A 17,184-nucleotide genomic window follows, 5' to 3' on the forward strand; every position below is an offset into this window, starting at 1 on the left:
ACAAATATACATTTCGGAAATTAAAGGTTATTCCTTTCTTCTTTCGCGCATTCCCTGAAACAACTCCGCCACGTCCACAAAATACTCGGTCAGATAGTTTATGCATACCTGAACCTTGAGCGGCAGTTTGTCTTTCTCGGTATACAACGCGTACACCGGACGCGGATCGGACTGATAGCGCGGGAAGAGGATCTCCAGTACACCGCTGTTGATCTCGTTGATTACCCACATTAACGGCACATACGCGATCCCGGCGCCGGCCACCAGCCAGCGCGAGATGGTCATCGGATCGTTGGTGACGAACCGTCCTTCCGGCAGCAGTCTGGTGGAAATCCCTTCCGGGGCAATCAGCTCAAATTCATTGTCGGGGCGAACGCTGTACTCCAGCCAGGAGTGGTTGGTGAGATCGGCGGGTTTCTCCGGTACCCCGTACTGAGCCAGATAGCTTTTCGAGGCGCAGACCACCATTGGCATACTGCCCAGCCGCCGGGAGAAGAGGCTGGAGTCCTGCAATGCCCCCACGCGGATCACCACGTCCAGCCCGTCGGCAATCAGGTCCGGGGCGGGAATGCCCGTGACCAGATTGACGGTTAATCCCGGGTACTCTTTCAGCATGTCAGCGGTCATGGCGGCGAGAACATTTTGTGCCATAGTTGAAGAACAACCGATGCGCAGCGTACCGATAGGCGTGTTGTTGAAGGCGTAAAGTTGTTCGTGCACATCCTGCACTTCGAGCAGCATGCGGCGACAACCCTGATAGTAAATCTTACCCGCTTCCGTCAGACCAATGCTGCGGGTGCTGCGGTTGAGTAGCTTGACCTGCAGCTCATCTTCCAGTTTGGACACGGTCTGGCTGATGGAAGAGACGCTCATCTGAAGCTGACGTGCAGCGGCGGTAAAAGAGCCAAGTTCAACCACTTTGGCAAAGACCGACATCCGTTTTAGACGTTCCATTGTTAACTCTGACTTAAAAGTGATTTAGATCACATATTATAGATAACAGCATAACAGTTACGTTAATATATTATTAATTACATAACGGCTGCGCCATTCTCGCCCGGCGTTTCTTGCTCTCCTGCGGTGGCGTGCGCTAAAAAAGTCTGAAGCCTGCACTCTCTCTAATCAAGGTCAACATGAGTCTGTTTCCCGTTATCGTGGTGTTCGGTTTGTCGTTCCCACCGATATTTTTCGAGCTTCTTTTATCACTGGCGATTTTCTGGCTGGTGCGCAAGGTGCTGGTCCCCACCGGGATCTACGATTTTGTCTGGCATCCTGCATTGTTCAATACCGCGCTGTATTGCTGCCTGTTTTACCTGATATCGCGCATGTTTGTCTGAGGTTGATGTGAAAACGCTAACAAGAAAAATCTCCCGCACTGCCATCACCATGGCGCTCGTTATCCTCGCGTTCATCGCTATTTTCCGCGCCTGGGTCTACTACACCGAATCACCGTGGACGCGTGATGCACGCTTTAGCGCCGATGTCGTGGCAATCGCCCCCGACGTGGCGGGTCTCATCACTGCGGTCAATGTCCACGATAACCAGCTGGTGAAAAAAGATCAGGTACTGTTCACCATCGACCAGCCGCGTTATCAGAAAGCGTTAGAAGAAGCCGAAGCGGATGTGGCCTATTATCAGGCGCTGGCTTCCGAGAAACGTCGTGAGGCAGGTCGCCGTAACCAACTGGGTGTTCAGGCGATGTCCCGCGAAGAGATTGACCAGTCCAATAACGTCCTGCAAACCGTGCTGCATCAGCTGGCCAAAGCGCAAGCGACGCGCGATCTTGCCCGGCTCGATCTTGAGCGCACCGTGATCCGCGCACCAGCCGATGGTTGGATCACCAACCTGAATGTTTATGCCGGGGAGTTTATCAACCGCGGCTCAACCGCCGTGGCGCTGGTTAAACAGAACTCCTTCTACGTGCTCGCCTATATGGAAGAGACCAAACTGGAAGGCGTGCGTCCGGGGTTCCGGGCTGAAATTACGCCGCTTGGCAGTAACCGAGTGCTGAAAGGCACCGTCGACAGCGTAGCCGCGGGGGTCACTAACTCCAGCAGCTCTAACGATACTAAAGGGATGGCGACGGTGGATTCCAACCTGGAATGGGTACGTCTGGCCCAGCGTGTGCCGGTGCGTATCCACCTGGATGAACAGCAGGGCAATCTGTGGCCTGCCGGGACCACAGCGACGGTGGTGATCACCGGTGAAAAAGACCGTGACGCCAGCCAGGACTCCATCTTCCGTAAAATAGCCCATCGCCTGCGCGAGTTTGGTTAATCGTTATGGGTATCTTTTCCATCGCCAGCCAGCACATTCGCTTCGCCGTTAAGCTGGCGTGTGCCATTGTGCTGGCGCTGTTTGTCGGCTTCCACTTTCAGCTGGAAACCCCCCGCTGGGCCGTACTGACGGCGGCGATTGTCGCGGCAGGGCCTGCCTTTGCTGCGGGCGGGGAACCTTACTCCGGGGCGATCCGCTACCGTGGGATGCTGCGCATCATCGGGACATTTATTGGCTGTTTCGCCGCACTGACCATCATCATATTGATGATCCGCACGCCGCTGCTGATGCTGATGGTGTGCTGTATCTGGGCGGGCTTCTGCACCTGGCTCTCGTCACTGGTGAAGGTGGAGAACTCCTACGCCTGGGGATTGGCCGGCTATACCGCGCTGATTATTATCATCACCATTCAAAGCGAACCGCTGCTTGCCCCACAGTTTGCCGTGGAACGCTGCAGTGAGATTGTCATCGGTATTGTCAGTGCGATTGTCGCTGACCTGCTTTTCTCTCCTCGCTCCATTAAGCAGGAAGTGGATCGTGAACTGGATGCGCTGATTGTTGCCCAGTATCAGTTGATGCAACTCTGTATTAAGCATGGTGACAGCGAAGAGGTGGATAAAGCCTGGAGCGCTCTGGTGCGCCGCACCACGGCGCTGGAAGGAATGCGCAGCAATCTGAACATGGAGTCTTCGCGCTGGGCCCGTGCCAACCGACGCCTTAAAGCCATCAACACCGTCTCCTTAACGCTGATTACCCAGGCGTGTGAAACCTATCTGATCCAAAACACCCGCCCGGACGCGGTAACCGATACCTTCCGCGAGCTGTTTGCGGAGCCGGTGGAAACCGTTCAGGACGTACACAAACAGCTTAAACGCATGCGCCGGGTCATTGCCTGGACCGGGGATCGTGATACGCCAGTGACGATCTATACCTGGGTCGGGGCCGCGACGCGCTACCTGTTGCTGAAACGCGGTGTGATCAGTAACACCAAAATCAGCGCGGTAGAAGAAGAGGTGCTGCAGGGTGAAGTGGTGATCAAGGCAGAATCCGCCGAACGCCATCACGCAATGGTTAACTTCTGGCGTACAACGCTTGCCTGTATGCTCGGCACGCTGTTCTGGCTGTGGACCGGCTGGACCTCCGGCAGCGGCGCGATGGTGATGATCGCCGTCGTTACCGCGTTGGCGATGCGTCTTCCGAATCCGCGCATGGTGGCCATTGATTTCCTGTTCGGCACAATTGCTGCACTGCCGATTGGCGCGTTCTATTTTCTGGTGATCATTCCCTCAACCCAGCAGAGCATGTTACTGCTCTGTATTAGCCTCGCGGTGATGGCATTCTTTATCGGAATCGAAGTGCAAAAGCGCCGGCTGGGTTCATTGGGTGCCCTGGCCAGTACGATTAACATCATTGTGCTGGATAACCCGATGACCTTCCATTTTAGCCAGTTCTTAGACAGCGCCTTAGGTCAGCTGGTGGGTTGTTTCCTGGCGATGATGGTCATTCTGCTGGTACGGGATAACTCTCAGGCACGGACGGGCCGCGTGCTGTTGAATCAGTTTGTCTCGGCTGCCGTGTCGTCCATGACCACCAATACCGCGCGTCGCAAAGAGAACCACCTGCCGGCGCTCTATCAGCAGCTGTTTTTACTGCTGAACAAGTTCCCGGGTGACATCGCCAAGTTCCGTCTGGCCTTGACCATGATTATCGCGCACCAGCGTTTACGTAATGCCCCCGTGCCCATCAATGACGATCTGTCGGCTTTCCACCGCCAGCTGCGTCGGACGGCCGACCACGTGCTTTCTGCCTCCAGCGATGACAAACGACGTCGTTACTTTAAGCAACTGCTTGAAGAGCTGGATATCTACCAGGAGAAGCTGAAAGTCTGGGAAGCACCGCCTCAGGTGACAGAGCCGGTAGGACGGCTGGTGTTTATGCTGCATCGCTATCAGAACGCCCTTACGGATAACTGACTGAAGTAAAAAAGCCGACGCCAAAAGCGTCGGTTTTTTTGTGGCTATACTTATTCCAGCATGCTCTTACATTCAGGAAGGGAGGACACATGACAACCCAGGCGCTTCAGGATAATCACCTTTTTCAGACCGGTTATCTGGTCAACGGCATATGGAAAACGCTGGACACGACGTTTGATGTGCTGAACCCGGCTACCGGTGAGGTCATCGCCAGAGTAGCCAAAGCCGGCAAAGCAGAAACCGAAGACGCCATTGCCGCGGCGGCCAAAGCCTTCCCGGCATGGCGCGCCAAAACCGCGAAAGCGCGTTCGGCAATTCTCTACCGCTGGTACGAACTGATCATTGAGAACAAAAGCTGGCTCGGGCGTTTAATGACCACCGAACAGGGCAAGCCCCTGAAAGAAGCGGAAGGCGAGGTGGAATACGCCGCGAGTTTTATCCAGTGGTTCGCCGAAGAGGCCAAGCGCGCGAACGGTGAAATTATTCCACCGATCAAACCGGGCTCCCGCATCCTGGCGACCCGCGAGCCCATCGGCGTGGTCGCGGCGATTACGCCGTGGAACTTCCCGATGGCCATGCTCACCCGTAAATTAGGTCCGGCGCTGGCGGCAGGGTGTACCGGGGTAATCAAACCGGCAAATAACACACCTCTCAGCGCCTTCGCGCTGCTTACGCTGGCAAAACAGGCCGGTGTACCGGATGGGGTACTCAACGCCGTAGCCGGGAATACGCATGAAATCAGTGACGCGATTATGGCGAGCCATGAGGTGCGGAAAATCTCCTTTACCGGCTCGACTTCTGTCGGCAAAACGCTGGTGCGTAACGCCGCAGAAACCATGAAGAAAGTGTCGATGGAGCTGGGAGGCAATGCGCCGTATATCGTCTTTGAAGATGCGGATATTGAGGCTGCCGTTAAAGGGGCTATCGCCAATAAATTCCGCAATGCCGGCCAGGTCTGCGTCAGCGTTAACCGTTTCTATATCCAGGAAACCGTCTACGACAAATTTGTGAATAAGCTTGCCGATGCGGTGAAGGCCCTGAAGGTCGGGAATGGTCTCGAAGAGGGCGTCATCGTGGGGCCGCTGATCGAATCCTCCGCCGTCGATAAGGTGCGTGAACACGTTGAAGATGCCGTGGCCCGGGGGGCGACCGTTCTGGCGGGCGGTAAACCCCATTCGCTTGGCGGCAATTTCTGGATGCCAACTGTCCTGGGCGATTGCCATGAAGGCATGAAACTGGCTGAAGAAGAGACGTTTGGCCCGGTTGCGGCCTGCTTCCGTTTTACCTCGGAAGATGAGGTTATCCAGCGTGCCAACAACACGCCATATGGCCTGGCGGCTTACTTCTATACCCAAAATCTGGCACGTGTCTTCCGCGTGTCGCAGGCCATCGAAAGCGGGATGATAGGAATTAACGAATGTGCCGTCTCCACAGAGCTGGGGCCGTTTGGTGGGGTAAAAGAGTCTGGCCTTGGGCGTGAAGGGTCCGTGCTGGGACTGGAAGAGTATCTGGAAGTCAAAACCCTGCATATTGGGGGATTATAATAATCAGGGCGGCGAAGGCCGCTCGCCTGGACTGGGTGACTGGCAATGAAAACCTATACCTTTGATTTTGACGAGATCGACAGTCAGGATGACTTCTATCGTGAATTTATCCGGGTGTTTGATCTTGAACGGGAAAGCGTCACCAATCTGGACACGCTGTGGGACGTGGTGACCGGCAGCCTGCTGCCGTTACCGCTGGAAATTGAGTTTATCCATCTGCCTGAAAAGTTGCGCAGACGGTTTGGCGCACTCATTTTGCTGTTTGATGAAGCGGAAGAAGAGCTGGAAGGGCAGCTACGCTTCAACGCGCGCCATTGATCAAGCCATAAAAAAGCCCCTGACCAGAAGGCCAGGGGCAAGTCGTATGATGAGATACGACGAGGGTTTATTTATACAGTTGAGCCGTTGCATGCCAGTGGTCACCCTGGTTCAGCTCGGTGACGCGATAGCTGCTGGCGCCTGCTTTTTCAGCTTTAGCGGCCAGTGCCTGACGGATATCCATTGGAGAGCCGGTAACGGACGTCACAGACACACTCCCCATAGACTGCAGATTCTGCGCCTGGTCAGCGTTCACTTGCTGTACGGCTGCACTTGCGCCGAAAGAGAGAACGGATGCCAGACCGAGGGTTGCGATGATGAATTTGGTTTTCATAGTTTTTGCTCCTGAATAGGGTTTTTGCTCAACGGCGAGAAGGGTTGAACTGCTATTTTTATGCCTGGTGCCGTTGAGTAGAGATTTTGGTCTTCAGTTATTACTAAAACTTATTTGTACAGCTCAGCGGTTGCGTGCCAGTGGTCACCTGAACGCGCTTCAATGATGCGATAAGATGACGCACCTTGTTCTTCCGCTTTTTTGTTCAGCATCTCATGCATGTCCATTGGAGACGTGCCGATTGCGCCGACAGAAACCGTACCGATTGCCTGGCGGGATTGTGCCTGCTCGGCATTGATAGCGTCAGCGGCGAAAGCACCGAATGACAGGACAGACAGGACGCTGAGCGCCGCTACAGTAGTTTTGATTTTCATGATTCTTTACCTCGTCGAATTTTTAGTGGGGTCTTTGTTTCGTGACCCTCATCACAAAATCAAGTATACACTAATAACGGTAAAAATTAATACCAGACTAATTGTTTCTGTTGTTATTACGTATTAACTAGCCTGTTTTTTATAACCTAATGGCATAAAATTGTACATTTACTGTTCAATTTGTGGCTGTATATCTAAGAAAATCATATGGATATCAGCTTTTGATTTTTTGTGCGATTTTTTGATTTATCATTCACCAAGTGAATGTTAATGAGCGGTAAAAAGCACTATTTGTTAAAGTAAAGGGCGGGATAAAACAGGGGGAAACGCGGCAGAAGCAGAATGATCCCCGCAGCAGGACGCCACGGGGAGGGTAATCAGAGTTCCTGCTCGAACAGGTCCAGAATCGCTTCGTAGAGATCTTTCACTGAGAAGCCATTGGCGGGGGTAGTGAAGATGGTATCGTCACCCGCAATCGTCCCAAGGATGCCTTTGGGCTTACCCAGTGAGTCCAGCATACGTGCAATCAACTGTGCAGCACCTGGGCTGGTATGGATCACGACAACGGCATCGTTGTAATCGATATCGAGAACCAGATTCTTCAACGGACTGGAGGTGGTTGGCACGCCAAGTTCTGCAGGCAGGCAGTAGACCATCTCCATTTTGGCGTTACGCGTACGTACCGCACCAAATTTGGTTAACATGCGGGAGACTTTCGACTGGTTGATGTTATCGAAGCCTTGTTCCTGTAAAGCCTGAACAATTTCTCCCTGAGAACTGAATATCTCTTCTTTGAGTAGCGCTTTAAACGCCTTCACTAAATCTTCTTGCTTAGACGAGCTTCGCATAAGTCACCCGGAATATGACGAAAGAAACAACATTATTATGCATGTGGATGAATTTTTATGCAAATTATCTGCCAGCGGTTAGGCTGAAATAATGTTATGAAAGGGAGTGATTTTATCAGATTTCGTTATCAGAAAACATGCCTGGGTCACGGCAAGCAAATAAGCTTAAAAGTAAATTAAATGTTATCAAAATGATGTTGTTTTGGTGGCGTGGCAGGGTGTATTGTAACCCCCTCTTAATTCGTTGTCGTCTGTCGTCAGATAGCCTTCTGGTGAGAGATAAAGTCGCGCGACCTCAAATTATTTAGTGACGAAAATTGTAATTAATTACCTGCTGAATTATGGTCGCCGCAACGGAGTTACAGATACTTAAGTTAACCATAATAAGGAGTTTAGGATGAAAGTCGCAGTCCTCGGTGCTGCTGGTGGTATCGGCCAGGCGCTTGCCCTACTACTGAAAACCCAACTGCCTTCAGGCTCAGAACTCTCCCTGTACGATATTGCTCCGGTAACCCCAGGTGTGGCGGTTGACCTGAGCCACATCCCGACAGCTGTGAAAATCAAAGGCTTCTCCGGTGAAGATGCTCGTCCTGCCCTGCAGGGCGCGGACGTGGTGCTGATCTCCGCTGGTGTGGCGCGTAAGCCAGGCATGGATCGTTCAGACCTGTTCAACGTCAACGCGGGTATTGTGAAAAACCTAGTGCAGCAGATTGCTGAAACCTGCCCGAAAGCGTGCATTGGTATCATCACCAACCCGGTGAACACCACGGTTGCTATCGCGGCAGAAGTGCTGAAAAAAGCCGGTGTTTACGACAAGAACAAACTGTTCGGCGTGACCACGCTGGACATCATTCGTTCCAACACCTTTGTGGCTGAACTGAAAGGCAAACAGCCTTCAGAAGTTGAAGTGCCGGTTATCGGCGGTCACTCTGGTGTCACCATTCTGCCTCTGCTGTCGCAGATCCCTGGTGTTAGCTTCACCGAGCAGGAAGTGGCTGATCTGACCAAACGCATCCAGAACGCGGGCACCGAAGTGGTGGAAGCGAAGGCGGGTGGCGGTTCTGCAACCCTGTCTATGGGCCAGGCGGCGGCACGTTTCGGTCTGTCACTGGTTCGTGCACTGCAGGGCGAGAAAGGCGTTGTTGAATGCGCGTATGTTGAAGGCGACGGCGAACACGCTCGTTTCTTCTCTCAGCCGCTGCTGCTGGGTAAAAACGGTATCGAAGAACATCAGCCGATTGGCAAGCTGAGCGCGTTTGAACAGAACGCGATGGAAGGCATGCTGGATACGCTGAAGAAAGATATCACTCTGGGCGAAGAGTTCGTTAACAAGTAAAACGGATGTCCCCACAGGCCGGGTAAGCAGTCATGCCGCCCGGCAAAAAAAACGGAGCAATGCGCTCCGTTTTTTTATGCCTGTCAGTTGGTGGCCGGGTATTCCTGAATCGTCACCTGCAGCGTCAGCTTCTTATCGTTACGCATGACTTCAACCGGGATGATAGAGCCAGGACGGATCTCCGCAACCTGATCCATGGTCTCCAGCGCCGATACCGCTGGTGTGCCGTTGACCGACACGATGACATCATTAACCTGAATTCCCGCGTTAGCCGCCGGGCCGCCAGGCGACACTTCGTTGACCACGATGCCCTGAATCTGATCGATGCCACCGCCCTGCGAATGCATAGGCGCAATTTCACGACCGCCAATACCAATATAACCGCGGATCACACGGCCATCGCGGATCAGCTTATCCATGATCTTGGTCGCCAGCTGGAATGGAATGGCGAACCCAATCCCTTCCGGCGTCTCACCGTCATTGCTCTTATCGAACGAGAGGGTATTGATACCCATCAGTTCGCCCAGCGAGTTGACCAGCGCACCGCCGGAGTTACCGTGGTTGATGGACGCATCGGTTTGCAGGAAGTTCTGCCGTCCCGACGGGTTGAGGCCAATGCGACCGGTGGCGCTGATAATCCCCTGCGTGATCGTCTGGCCCAGGTTATAAGGGTTACCGATAGCCAGCACGACGTCGCCAATATGAGGGGTTCGTTTACGGTTGATAGGAATAACCGGTAAACCGCCCGTGGCGTTGATCTTCAAAACAGCCAGGTCGGTCAGGCTATCCGAGCCCACCAGCAGGGCCTCAAACACGCGGCCATCCTGCAGGGCAACGATGATCTGGTCGGCATCGTTAATCACGTGTTTGTTGGTAATGATGTAGCCGCGCTCGTCCATAATTACCCCAGAGCCGAGAGTGCGGATCTCCAGCTGGTTATGGGCTGAGCTATTGAGGCCACGGTTATAAACGTTAACCACGGCAGGCGCGGCACGGCGAACGGCCTGGTTGTAGGTCGCAGGCGTTTCATCCGCACTGTCGAACTGAGGCGCCGACAGCTTATTGAACTGGCGTAAAGACGGCATGACGACCAGCAGCAGGCCGGCAACAATCAAACCGATGACAATTGAACGAAAGAGCTTTAAAAGCATGATGCGCGTGTCGTTAATAAAGGAACGATTTGCAGCATAACATGAGTTATCCGGACATCACACGCAGCGGTGATGTCCGGAATCGCAAATGCTTAGCGCAACAGAATATAGATAGACTCGTTGCCGCGCATAACCTGCAGGGCAATAACCGCCGGTTTGCTTTCCAGCACCTTGCGCAGTTCTGCGATGGATTGCACGCGATTGCGGTTCACGCCAATGATCACATCATCCTGATGCAATCCGGCCTGCGCGGCAGGGCTGCTCTTCTCGACGGTATCGACACTAATTCCTTTCGTCCCGTCTTTCAGCTGCCCATCGCTCAGCGTTGCCCCTTGCAGCGCCGGGGCGATAAGCTCCGCGCTGGCAGAGGATGAGGTGCTCTTATCAAGCGTCACTTCGACATCCAGCGGCTTACCATCACGAATCAGGCCTAACTTCACTTTGGCACCCGGTTCGGTGGTGGCAATACGCGAGCGCAGTTCCGCAAAGCTGCTCAGCGGTTTATCGTTCAGGCTGACAATCACATCGCCCGACTTCACGCCAGCTTTTGCCGAGCCGGAGTTTGGCAGCACTTCACTGACAAACGCACCGCGCTGCACATTGATGTTGAACGCTTTCGCGATGTCAGCGCTCATCTCCATCCCTTTGATGCCCAACAGCCCGCGTTTGACCTCACCGAACTGAATGAGCTGCTGCGCCAGCGTTTTGGCCATATTGCTGGGGATAGCAAAACCGATGCCGATACTGCCGCCGCCCGGCGCCAGGATAGCGGTGTTAATCCCAATCAGCTCGCCGTTGAGATTGAGCAAGGCCCCGCCGGAGTTCCCGCGGTTGATTGAGGCATCGGTCTGGATAAAGTTTTCCAGGCCTTCCAGATTCAGACCGCTGCGACCCAGCGCCGAGATTATCCCGGAGGTAGCGGTTTGCCCTAAACCAAACGGATTCCCCACGGCGACGGCAAAATCACCGACACGCAGTTTATCGGAGTCCGCAATGGCAATCTGAGTCAGATTGCTCGGGTTTTGCACCTGTAGCAGTGCGATGTCGCTCTGGTCATCGCCGCCAATCAGTTTGGCCTCAAACTCACGCCCATCGTTCAGCTGTACGCTGATTTTATCGGCCTGACTGATAACATGATTGTTGGTCAGAATATAACCTTTGGCCGCATCAATAATGACGCCAGAACCCAGACCTTCAAAAGGCTGCGCCTGCTGGTCGGGCGACTCATCGCCAAAATATTTTTTCAGTTCTTCAGGTACGCGTTGATTTTGTAATGCCGTGCCTTCTACCTGCACGCTCACTACCGCAGGCAGAACTTTTTCCAGCATTGGCGCAAGGCTTGGAATTGCCGCCTGGCCGGGTACCTGGGAAGGCAGGGCGGCAGATGCAGGGAAGGACGCCGAGAGAGATAACCCGACACTTAACGCTATAGCGCTCAACAGCTGGTTTTTTTTCTTCATCGATGCTGACTCTCGTAACCTGGAATAAAGGAAAAACGGCCCTAAAACACGTTTATGTTATTGAATTTTAAACAGCTGAACAATGAAGTGCTTACTCAATAATAGCTGGGGTCATGAAGAAAGCACGGGCGCAATAGCAGCGCCCGTAAAATAAATTCAGGTTGTGCGATTAATCGCGTTTTGCACCGCCGCGCAGCAGGCCAGACGCGCCATCTGAATAGTCGCGTGGCATCTGAACAGGGGCCTGATCGTTACCGGCTTCAGAGTCGGCCAGACGGTTACGGAATGGATTGGATTCCGCGGTCATTTCTGGCAGCAGGCTGCTGGAGCTTTTTGCCATATGTTGATAGAGCTGACGATAGTCGGTCGCCATGTTGTCCAGCAGCTCGGCGCTACGGGCAAAGTGGCTGACCAGCTCTTCACGATACTCTTCCAGTTCGGCTTTGTTCTTTTCCAGTTCGTACTGCAGTGACTGCTGCTGACGCAATTTGCGATTACCGAAACGCATGGCCACAGCACCAATGACGATGCCGACGACTAAACCGATTAGCGCATATTCCCAGGTCATGAACTTCTCCCGTTGTCTTGTTGTTCCGTAGGGTGTTGGCTCGGCTCCTGCCTGTGCCTGATATTGCCACTATAACCGCTATTTCCGCAGAAGTGGAATCCTGACGTATCATCGCGTAGTGTAGAACGGCCTTTTTTTCATCAGTCACGTCTGCTGGTGAGTATTATTTGAAGGAATAACAATACGTTTATGCAAAACCTGTCCCCTGCATCGCGATACCAACTTGCCCTAAATGAGGGTACACATCAGCCGGATGACGTTCAGCGTGAAGCGGTGAATCGTCTGGATACGATTTATCAGGAGCTCACGGCAAAACCTGCAGAGGGTGAACAGAGCGGTGGGTTGAAGGCGGCTCTGGGGCGGTTGCTCGGAAAAAAAGAGCCACAGACTCATGCGCCGGTGCGCGGTTTGTATATGTGGGGCGGCGTCGGGCGCGGGAAAACCTGGCTGATGGACCTCTTTTATCTGAGCCTGCCGGGTACCCGTAAGCAGCGTCTGCATTTCCACCGCTTTATGCTGCGGGTTCACGAAGAGCTGACAGCACTGCAGGGCAAAAGCGATCCGCTGGAGATTGTGGCCGACAGGTTTAAGGCGGAAACGGACGTACTCTGTTTTGACGAGTTTTTTGTCTCCGATATTACTGACGCCATGCTGCTGGGTGGCCTGATGAAAGCGCTGTTCGCGCGCGGGATAACGCTGGTGGCGACCTCGAATATCCCGCCGGATGAGCTTTACCGTAATGGCCTGCAGCGCGCGCGTTTCCTGCCCGCTATTGATGTCATCAAACAGCACTGCGACATCATGAATGTTGATGCCGGGGTGGATTACCGCCTGCGTACCTTAACTCAGGCGCATCTGTGGCTCTCTCCCTTAAACGATGAGACCACGCAGCAGATGGATAAACTGTGGCTGGCGCTGGCGGGGGCAAAACGGGCTCATGCCCCTGAGCTTGAGATTAACCATCGCCCGCTGCAAACCCTGGGTGTCGAAAATCAAACCCTGGCCGTCTCCTTTGCAACGCTCTGTGTGGATGCCCGCAGTCAGCATGACTACATCGCGCTCTCGCGCCTGTTCCATACCGTGATGCTGCTCAACGTGCCGGTCATGACGTCGCTGATGGAAAGCGAAGCGCGCCGCTTCATTGCGCTGGTCGATGAGTTCTATGAGCGTCACGTGAAGCTTGTGGTCAGCGCCGAGGTACCTTTATATGAGGTGTATAAAGGCGAGCGGCTGAAGTTTGAGTTCCAGCGCTGTCTGTCGCGCCTGCAGGAGATGCAAAGCGAGGAGTATCTTAAGCTTCAGCATATGCCATAAATGCGACCTTCTCCCTGTGGGAGAGGGGCTGGGGGTGAGGGCGGCAGACCGCAAAAACCTTACCCCCGAAAAACCCGCCTCGAATCACATTTAAGGGTCGATCTTTGACCTCAACTTCTCTATAATCTTGCGACCCCACGTTACGAGAAGGTTTTTTTCCCGAAACTTTCTATGTGTCGGCATTAGCTATTCGAAGGGGTAGGTTTGCCGGACTTTGTCGTGTGAACCTCAACTGACTAAACGTTTGGGTGTTCACCAACGTGTAACTTATTATTTGGGTAAGCTTTTAATGAAAACTTTTACAGCTAAACCAGAAACCGTACAGCGCGACTGGTATGTTGTTGACGCGACCGGTAAAACTCTGGGCCGTCTGGCTACTGAACTGGCTCGTCGCCTGCGCGGTAAGCATAAAGCGGAATACACTCCGCACGTTGATACGGGTGATTACATCATCGTTCTGAACGCAGATAAAGTTGCTGTAACCGGCAACAAGCGTACAGACAAAATGTACTACCATCACACTGGCCACATCGGTGGTATCAAAGAAGCGACCTTTGAAGAGATGATTGCTCGCCGTCCTGAGCGTGTGATTGAAATCGCGGTTAAAGGCATGCTGCCAAAAGGCCCGCTGGGTCGTGCTATGTTCCGTAAACTGAAAGTTTACGCAGGTAACGAGCACAACCACGCGGCACAGCAACCGCAAGTTCTTGACATCTAATCGGGATTATAGGCAATGGCTGAAAATCAATACTACGGCACTGGTCGCCGCAAAAGTTCCGCAGCTCGCGTGTTCATCAAACCGGGCAGTGGTAAAATCGTAATCAACCAACGTTCTCTGGAACAGTACTTCGGTCGTGAAACTGCCCGCATGGTAGTTCGCCAGCCGCTGGAACTGGTTGATATGGTAGAAAAACTGGATCTGTACATCACCGTTAAAGGTGGTGGTATCTCCGGTCAGGCAGGTGCGATCCGTCACGGTATCACCCGCGCTCTGATGGAGTACGACGAATCCCTGCGTTCTGAACTGCGTAAAGCTGGCTTCGTTACTCGTGACGCTCGTCAGGTTGAACGTAAGAAAGTGGGTCTGCGTAAAGCACGTCGTCGTCCACAGTTCTCCAAACGTTAATCCTTTTCTGCTTACGCAGAAACGATTGGCGAAAAACCCGCTTCGGCGGGTTTTTTTTATGGATAATGTGCAGGTTATCCACAGCATCACTGCATATATCTTCTCTTTTTCCACATTTCCAGAATCCCCTCACCACAAAGCCATCAAAATCTGGTAAACTATCATCCAATTTTCTGCCCAAATATCGGTGAATACTCGTTTTTTGTTCGATTCTTGAACAATGTGTTTTCTCTGGGATGGGCGATACAACATCTGGCTGGCCCTGTTTGGGCTGGTAGCAGTAAAAATTCTGAATATACCTGGAGGTTTTCATGGCTGTCGCTGCCAACAAACGTTCGGTAATGACGCTGTTTTCTGGTCCTACTGACATTTATAGCCATCAGGTTCGTATCGTGCTGGCCGAGAAGGGTGTCAGTTTTGAGATCGAGCATGTGGAAAAGGATAACCCGCCTCAGGATCTGATCGATCTCAACCCGAGCCAAAGCGTACCGACGCTGGTGGATCGCGAGCTGACCCTGTGGGAATCCCGTATCATTATGGAATATCTGGATGAGCGTTTCCCGCATCCACCACTGATGCCTGTTTACCCTGTTGCACGTGGTGAAAGCCGCCTGTACATGCAGCGTATCGAAAAAGACTGGTACACGCTGATGAACGTTATCGTCAACGGTTCCTCTGCTGAAGCAGACGCTGCACGTAAGCAACTGCGTGAAGAGCTGCTGGCGATTGCCCCTGTGTTTGGTCAGAAACCATTCTTCCTGAGCGATGAGTTCAGCCTGGTAGATTGCTACCTGGCGCCGTTGCTCTGGCGTCTGCCAACCCTGGGCGTAGAGTTCAGCGGTCCGGGCGCGAAAGAGCTGAAGGGCTACATGACTCGCGTATTTGAACGCGATTCTTTCCTGGCATCTTTAACTGAACCGGAACGTGAAATGCGTCTCGGCCGAGGCTAATGACTGTGGAAATGTCACAACTTACCCCACGCCGTCCGTATCTGCTGCGCGCCTTCTATGAATGGCTGCTGGATAACCAGCTCACGCCGCACCTGGTTGTGGATGTGACGTTGCCGGGCGTGCAGGTTCCTATGGAATATGCACGTGACGGACAGATCGTACTGAACATCGCGCCGCGCGCGGTGGGTAACCTTGAACTGGCCAACGACGAAGTGCGCTTTAACGCGCGTTTCGGCGGTGTGCCGCGTCAGGTTTCTGTACCGCTGGCTGCGGTGCTGGCGATTTATGCGCGTGAAAACGGTGCAGGCACCATGTTTGAGCCGGAAGCGGCTTATGACGAGGATGTTGTCGGCCTGAATGACGAAAACGGCGCTTCGGAAAACGAAAGCGAAACGCTGATGTCGGTCATTGAGGGTGACAAGCCCGATCACAATGACGATCCTGATGACGATCCGCCGCCGCGCGGAGGCCGTCCGGCACTGCGCGTTGTGAAGTAGTAAAAGCATTTTTATCGACTATCCAGTTAGTTATTCAGACTAGCTGGATTTTTTTATGTCTTTTTATGTCAAAACGTTTAATAAAGTAAATTATATACATCCCTTCTTTTTTGCCTGCCCCCACCGTTCGGATAATTTCAAGCTATATATCCGCTGAATATAATATGTCGTTTTAAAGCTATATACACTCTTATAAATAAATATCACTTATTGATAACGTTATTCTAAATCCATAAATTAATTTTTCTAAATTGCTTGTATTTATAAAGATTATATTATCTACGCATGCTCTCAAGCATGACGATAAACAGTATGAGGTAAATTTATTTATCCCTGCTGTATTTAATATTGCAATTACTCATATGTTAAGGAATAACAAGTGAAAAAGGTTTTACTCGCTACTGCGCTCTCTCTGTGTGTGACATCCGCTTTTGCGGCTAATCCGACTGCCGTTCTGAAAGTCAAAGGTACGCTGACTAATTCAGCCTGTACGCCTCAGTTAAGCAACGGCGGAACGGTTGACTACGGCACAATTAGTTTGGGTGGTTTAAGCTCAACGGCAGTTAACCAGCTGGGCCAGAAAGACATCGAACTGACTATTACCTGCACCGCAGCAACAAAAGTGTCCTGGAACATGATGGACGATCGCGCTGATTCTAACGCGAAACTCACCGTTGAGAATGGCCTGTTTGGTGGTGGTTCTAATTCGTCTGAAAGCCAGACTTACGGTGTAGGTAAAACAACAGGTGCAACACCAGTGAACATCGGAACATACTCACTGTTTGTTAAAACTGACAGCGTAATGGCTGACGGCGCTAAAGTTGACCCAATTTACCAGCAGAATGCTACGGGTAACTGGACGAAGAGCACCAACGGTTCTACTCAGCGCGATAACTATCGTGATTTCACCGTTGCAACTGTTGGCACCCTGGCTCCACTGGCGTTCCAGACCGCGACCTTCCCACTGGTGACCTCTCTGGCGATCCAGGATACCACCACGCTGGCGATCACTGATGACACCCAGCTTGATGGTCAGGTGACTATCAGCCTGCGTTATCTGTAAGACTTTTAATCGAGTAAACGTAATTTAATTAACCGGAGAGTAAATGCGCTG

Annotated in this window: 19 protein-coding genes; 12 read left to right on the plus strand and 7 right to left on the minus strand. The window is 52.6% G+C overall.

Features of this window, described 5'->3' with window-relative positions; all coding sequences use genetic code 11:
• Positions 1-27 precede the first annotated feature (27 nt).
• Positions 28-954, minus strand: coding sequence for an HTH-type transcriptional activator AaeR (gene aaeR, locus AC2FAP_RS20395; RefSeq protein WP_014171854.1), 927 nt, complete (start codon positions 952-954; stop codon positions 28-30).
• Between the two features lie 179 nt (positions 955-1,133).
• On the opposite strand from aaeR, the gene aaeX reads away from it, so the two are divergent.
• The 5 genes from aaeX to AC2FAP_RS20420 all read left to right on the plus strand — a co-directional run bounded on the left by aaeX (position 1,134) and on the right by AC2FAP_RS20420 (position 6,112).
• A complete protein-coding gene (gene aaeX / locus AC2FAP_RS20400) occupies positions 1,134-1,337 on the plus strand; it encodes a p-hydroxybenzoic acid efflux pump operon protein AaeX (protein WP_003860416.1) in 204 nt (67 codons plus the stop codon).
• 7 nt (positions 1,338-1,344) lie between these two features.
• Positions 1,345-2,277, plus strand: coding sequence for a p-hydroxybenzoic acid efflux pump subunit AaeA (gene aaeA / locus AC2FAP_RS20405; RefSeq protein WP_485453010.1), 933 nt, complete (start codon positions 1,345-1,347; stop codon positions 2,275-2,277).
• A 5-nt stretch (positions 2,278-2,282) separates the two neighbouring features.
• Positions 2,283-4,250 (plus strand): p-hydroxybenzoic acid efflux pump subunit AaeB, encoded by a 1,968-nt coding sequence (gene aaeB / locus AC2FAP_RS20410; RefSeq protein WP_014171852.1) that lies wholly within the window; start codon positions 2,283-2,285, stop codon positions 4,248-4,250.
• Between the two features lie 89 nt (positions 4,251-4,339).
• Positions 4,340-5,794: an NAD-dependent succinate-semialdehyde dehydrogenase gene (locus tag AC2FAP_RS20415; RefSeq protein ID WP_025202906.1), complete on the plus strand. Its 1,455-nt coding sequence runs from the start codon at positions 4,340-4,342 to the stop codon at positions 5,792-5,794.
• Positions 5,795-5,839: 45 nt separating this feature from the next.
• Positions 5,840-6,112: a barstar family protein gene (locus AC2FAP_RS20420; protein WP_014171850.1), complete on the plus strand. Its 273-nt coding sequence runs from the start codon at positions 5,840-5,842 to the stop codon at positions 6,110-6,112.
• 67 nt (positions 6,113-6,179) lie between these two features.
• Here the strand turns inward: AC2FAP_RS20420 and yhcN (AC2FAP_RS20425) are convergent, their stop codons facing one another.
• From yhcN (AC2FAP_RS20425) to argR, 3 genes are all read right to left on the minus strand, one after another.
• Positions 6,180-6,446: a peroxide/acid stress response protein YhcN gene (gene yhcN / locus AC2FAP_RS20425; protein WP_014171849.1), complete on the minus strand. Its 267-nt coding sequence runs from the start codon at positions 6,444-6,446 to the stop codon at positions 6,180-6,182.
• A 110-nt stretch (positions 6,447-6,556) separates the two neighbouring features.
• On the minus strand, positions 6,557-6,820 hold the full coding sequence (gene yhcN / locus AC2FAP_RS20430) for a peroxide/acid stress response protein YhcN (RefSeq protein ID WP_014171848.1): 264 nt from the start codon (positions 6,818-6,820) through the stop codon (positions 6,557-6,559).
• Between the two features lie 377 nt (positions 6,821-7,197).
• Complete coding sequence (gene argR / locus AC2FAP_RS20435) at positions 7,198-7,668, minus strand: transcriptional regulator ArgR (RefSeq protein ID WP_014171847.1); 471 nt, start codon at positions 7,666-7,668, stop codon at positions 7,198-7,200.
• A 397-nt stretch (positions 7,669-8,065) separates the two neighbouring features.
• Between argR and mdh the strand changes: the two genes are divergently transcribed.
• Positions 8,066-9,004, plus strand: a complete 939-nt coding sequence (gene mdh / locus AC2FAP_RS20440; RefSeq protein ID WP_014171846.1) for a malate dehydrogenase — start codon at positions 8,066-8,068, stop codon at positions 9,002-9,004.
• An 83-nt stretch (positions 9,005-9,087) separates the two neighbouring features.
• On the opposite strand, the gene degS is transcribed toward mdh, so the two are convergent.
• The 3 genes from degS to zapG all read right to left on the minus strand — a co-directional run bounded on the left by degS (position 9,088) and on the right by zapG (position 12,183).
• Entirely contained in the window at positions 9,088-10,155 is a 1,068-nt protein-coding gene (gene degS / locus AC2FAP_RS20445; RefSeq protein ID WP_020883511.1) for an outer membrane-stress sensor serine endopeptidase DegS, read from the minus strand.
• A gap of 92 nt (positions 10,156-10,247) precedes the next feature.
• Positions 10,248-11,615: a serine endoprotease DegQ gene (gene degQ / locus AC2FAP_RS20450; protein WP_014171844.1), complete on the minus strand. Its 1,368-nt coding sequence runs from the start codon at positions 11,613-11,615 to the stop codon at positions 10,248-10,250.
• Positions 11,616-11,784: 169 nt separating this feature from the next.
• Positions 11,785-12,183, minus strand: a complete 399-nt coding sequence (gene zapG, locus AC2FAP_RS20455; protein WP_014171843.1) for a Z-ring associated protein ZapG — start codon at positions 12,181-12,183, stop codon at positions 11,785-11,787.
• A gap of 189 nt (positions 12,184-12,372) precedes the next feature.
• Between zapG and zapE the strand changes: the two genes are divergently transcribed.
• The 6 genes from zapE to AC2FAP_RS20485 all read left to right on the plus strand — a co-directional run bounded on the left by zapE (position 12,373) and on the right by AC2FAP_RS20485 (position 17,133).
• Entirely contained in the window at positions 12,373-13,497 is a 1,125-nt protein-coding gene (zapE, locus tag AC2FAP_RS20460) for a cell division protein ZapE (RefSeq protein ID WP_449541795.1), read from the plus strand.
• 289 nt (positions 13,498-13,786) lie between these two features.
• Positions 13,787-14,215 carry a 50S ribosomal protein L13 gene (rplM, locus tag AC2FAP_RS20465; RefSeq protein ID WP_003860434.1) on the plus strand — a complete coding sequence of 143 codons (429 nt, stop codon included), beginning with the start codon at positions 13,787-13,789 and terminating at the stop codon, positions 14,213-14,215.
• Between the two features lie 15 nt (positions 14,216-14,230).
• Positions 14,231-14,623, plus strand: a complete 393-nt coding sequence (gene rpsI, locus AC2FAP_RS20470; RefSeq protein ID WP_003860436.1) for a 30S ribosomal protein S9 — start codon at positions 14,231-14,233, stop codon at positions 14,621-14,623.
• A gap of 311 nt (positions 14,624-14,934) precedes the next feature.
• Positions 14,935-15,573, plus strand: a complete 639-nt coding sequence (gene sspA / locus AC2FAP_RS20475; RefSeq protein WP_025202909.1) for a stringent starvation protein SspA — start codon at positions 14,935-14,937, stop codon at positions 15,571-15,573.
• 5 nt (positions 15,574-15,578) lie between these two features.
• On the plus strand, positions 15,579-16,070 hold the full coding sequence (gene sspB / locus AC2FAP_RS20480; RefSeq protein WP_025202910.1) for a ClpXP protease specificity-enhancing factor: 492 nt from the start codon (positions 15,579-15,581) through the stop codon (positions 16,068-16,070).
• Between the two features lie 379 nt (positions 16,071-16,449).
• Positions 16,450-17,133, plus strand: a complete 684-nt coding sequence (locus AC2FAP_RS20485) for a DUF1120 domain-containing protein (RefSeq protein WP_449541794.1) — start codon at positions 16,450-16,452, stop codon at positions 17,131-17,133.
• Positions 17,134-17,184 lie beyond the last annotated feature (51 nt).

The organism is Enterobacter cloacae complex sp. 394I7 (assembly GCF_057320345.1).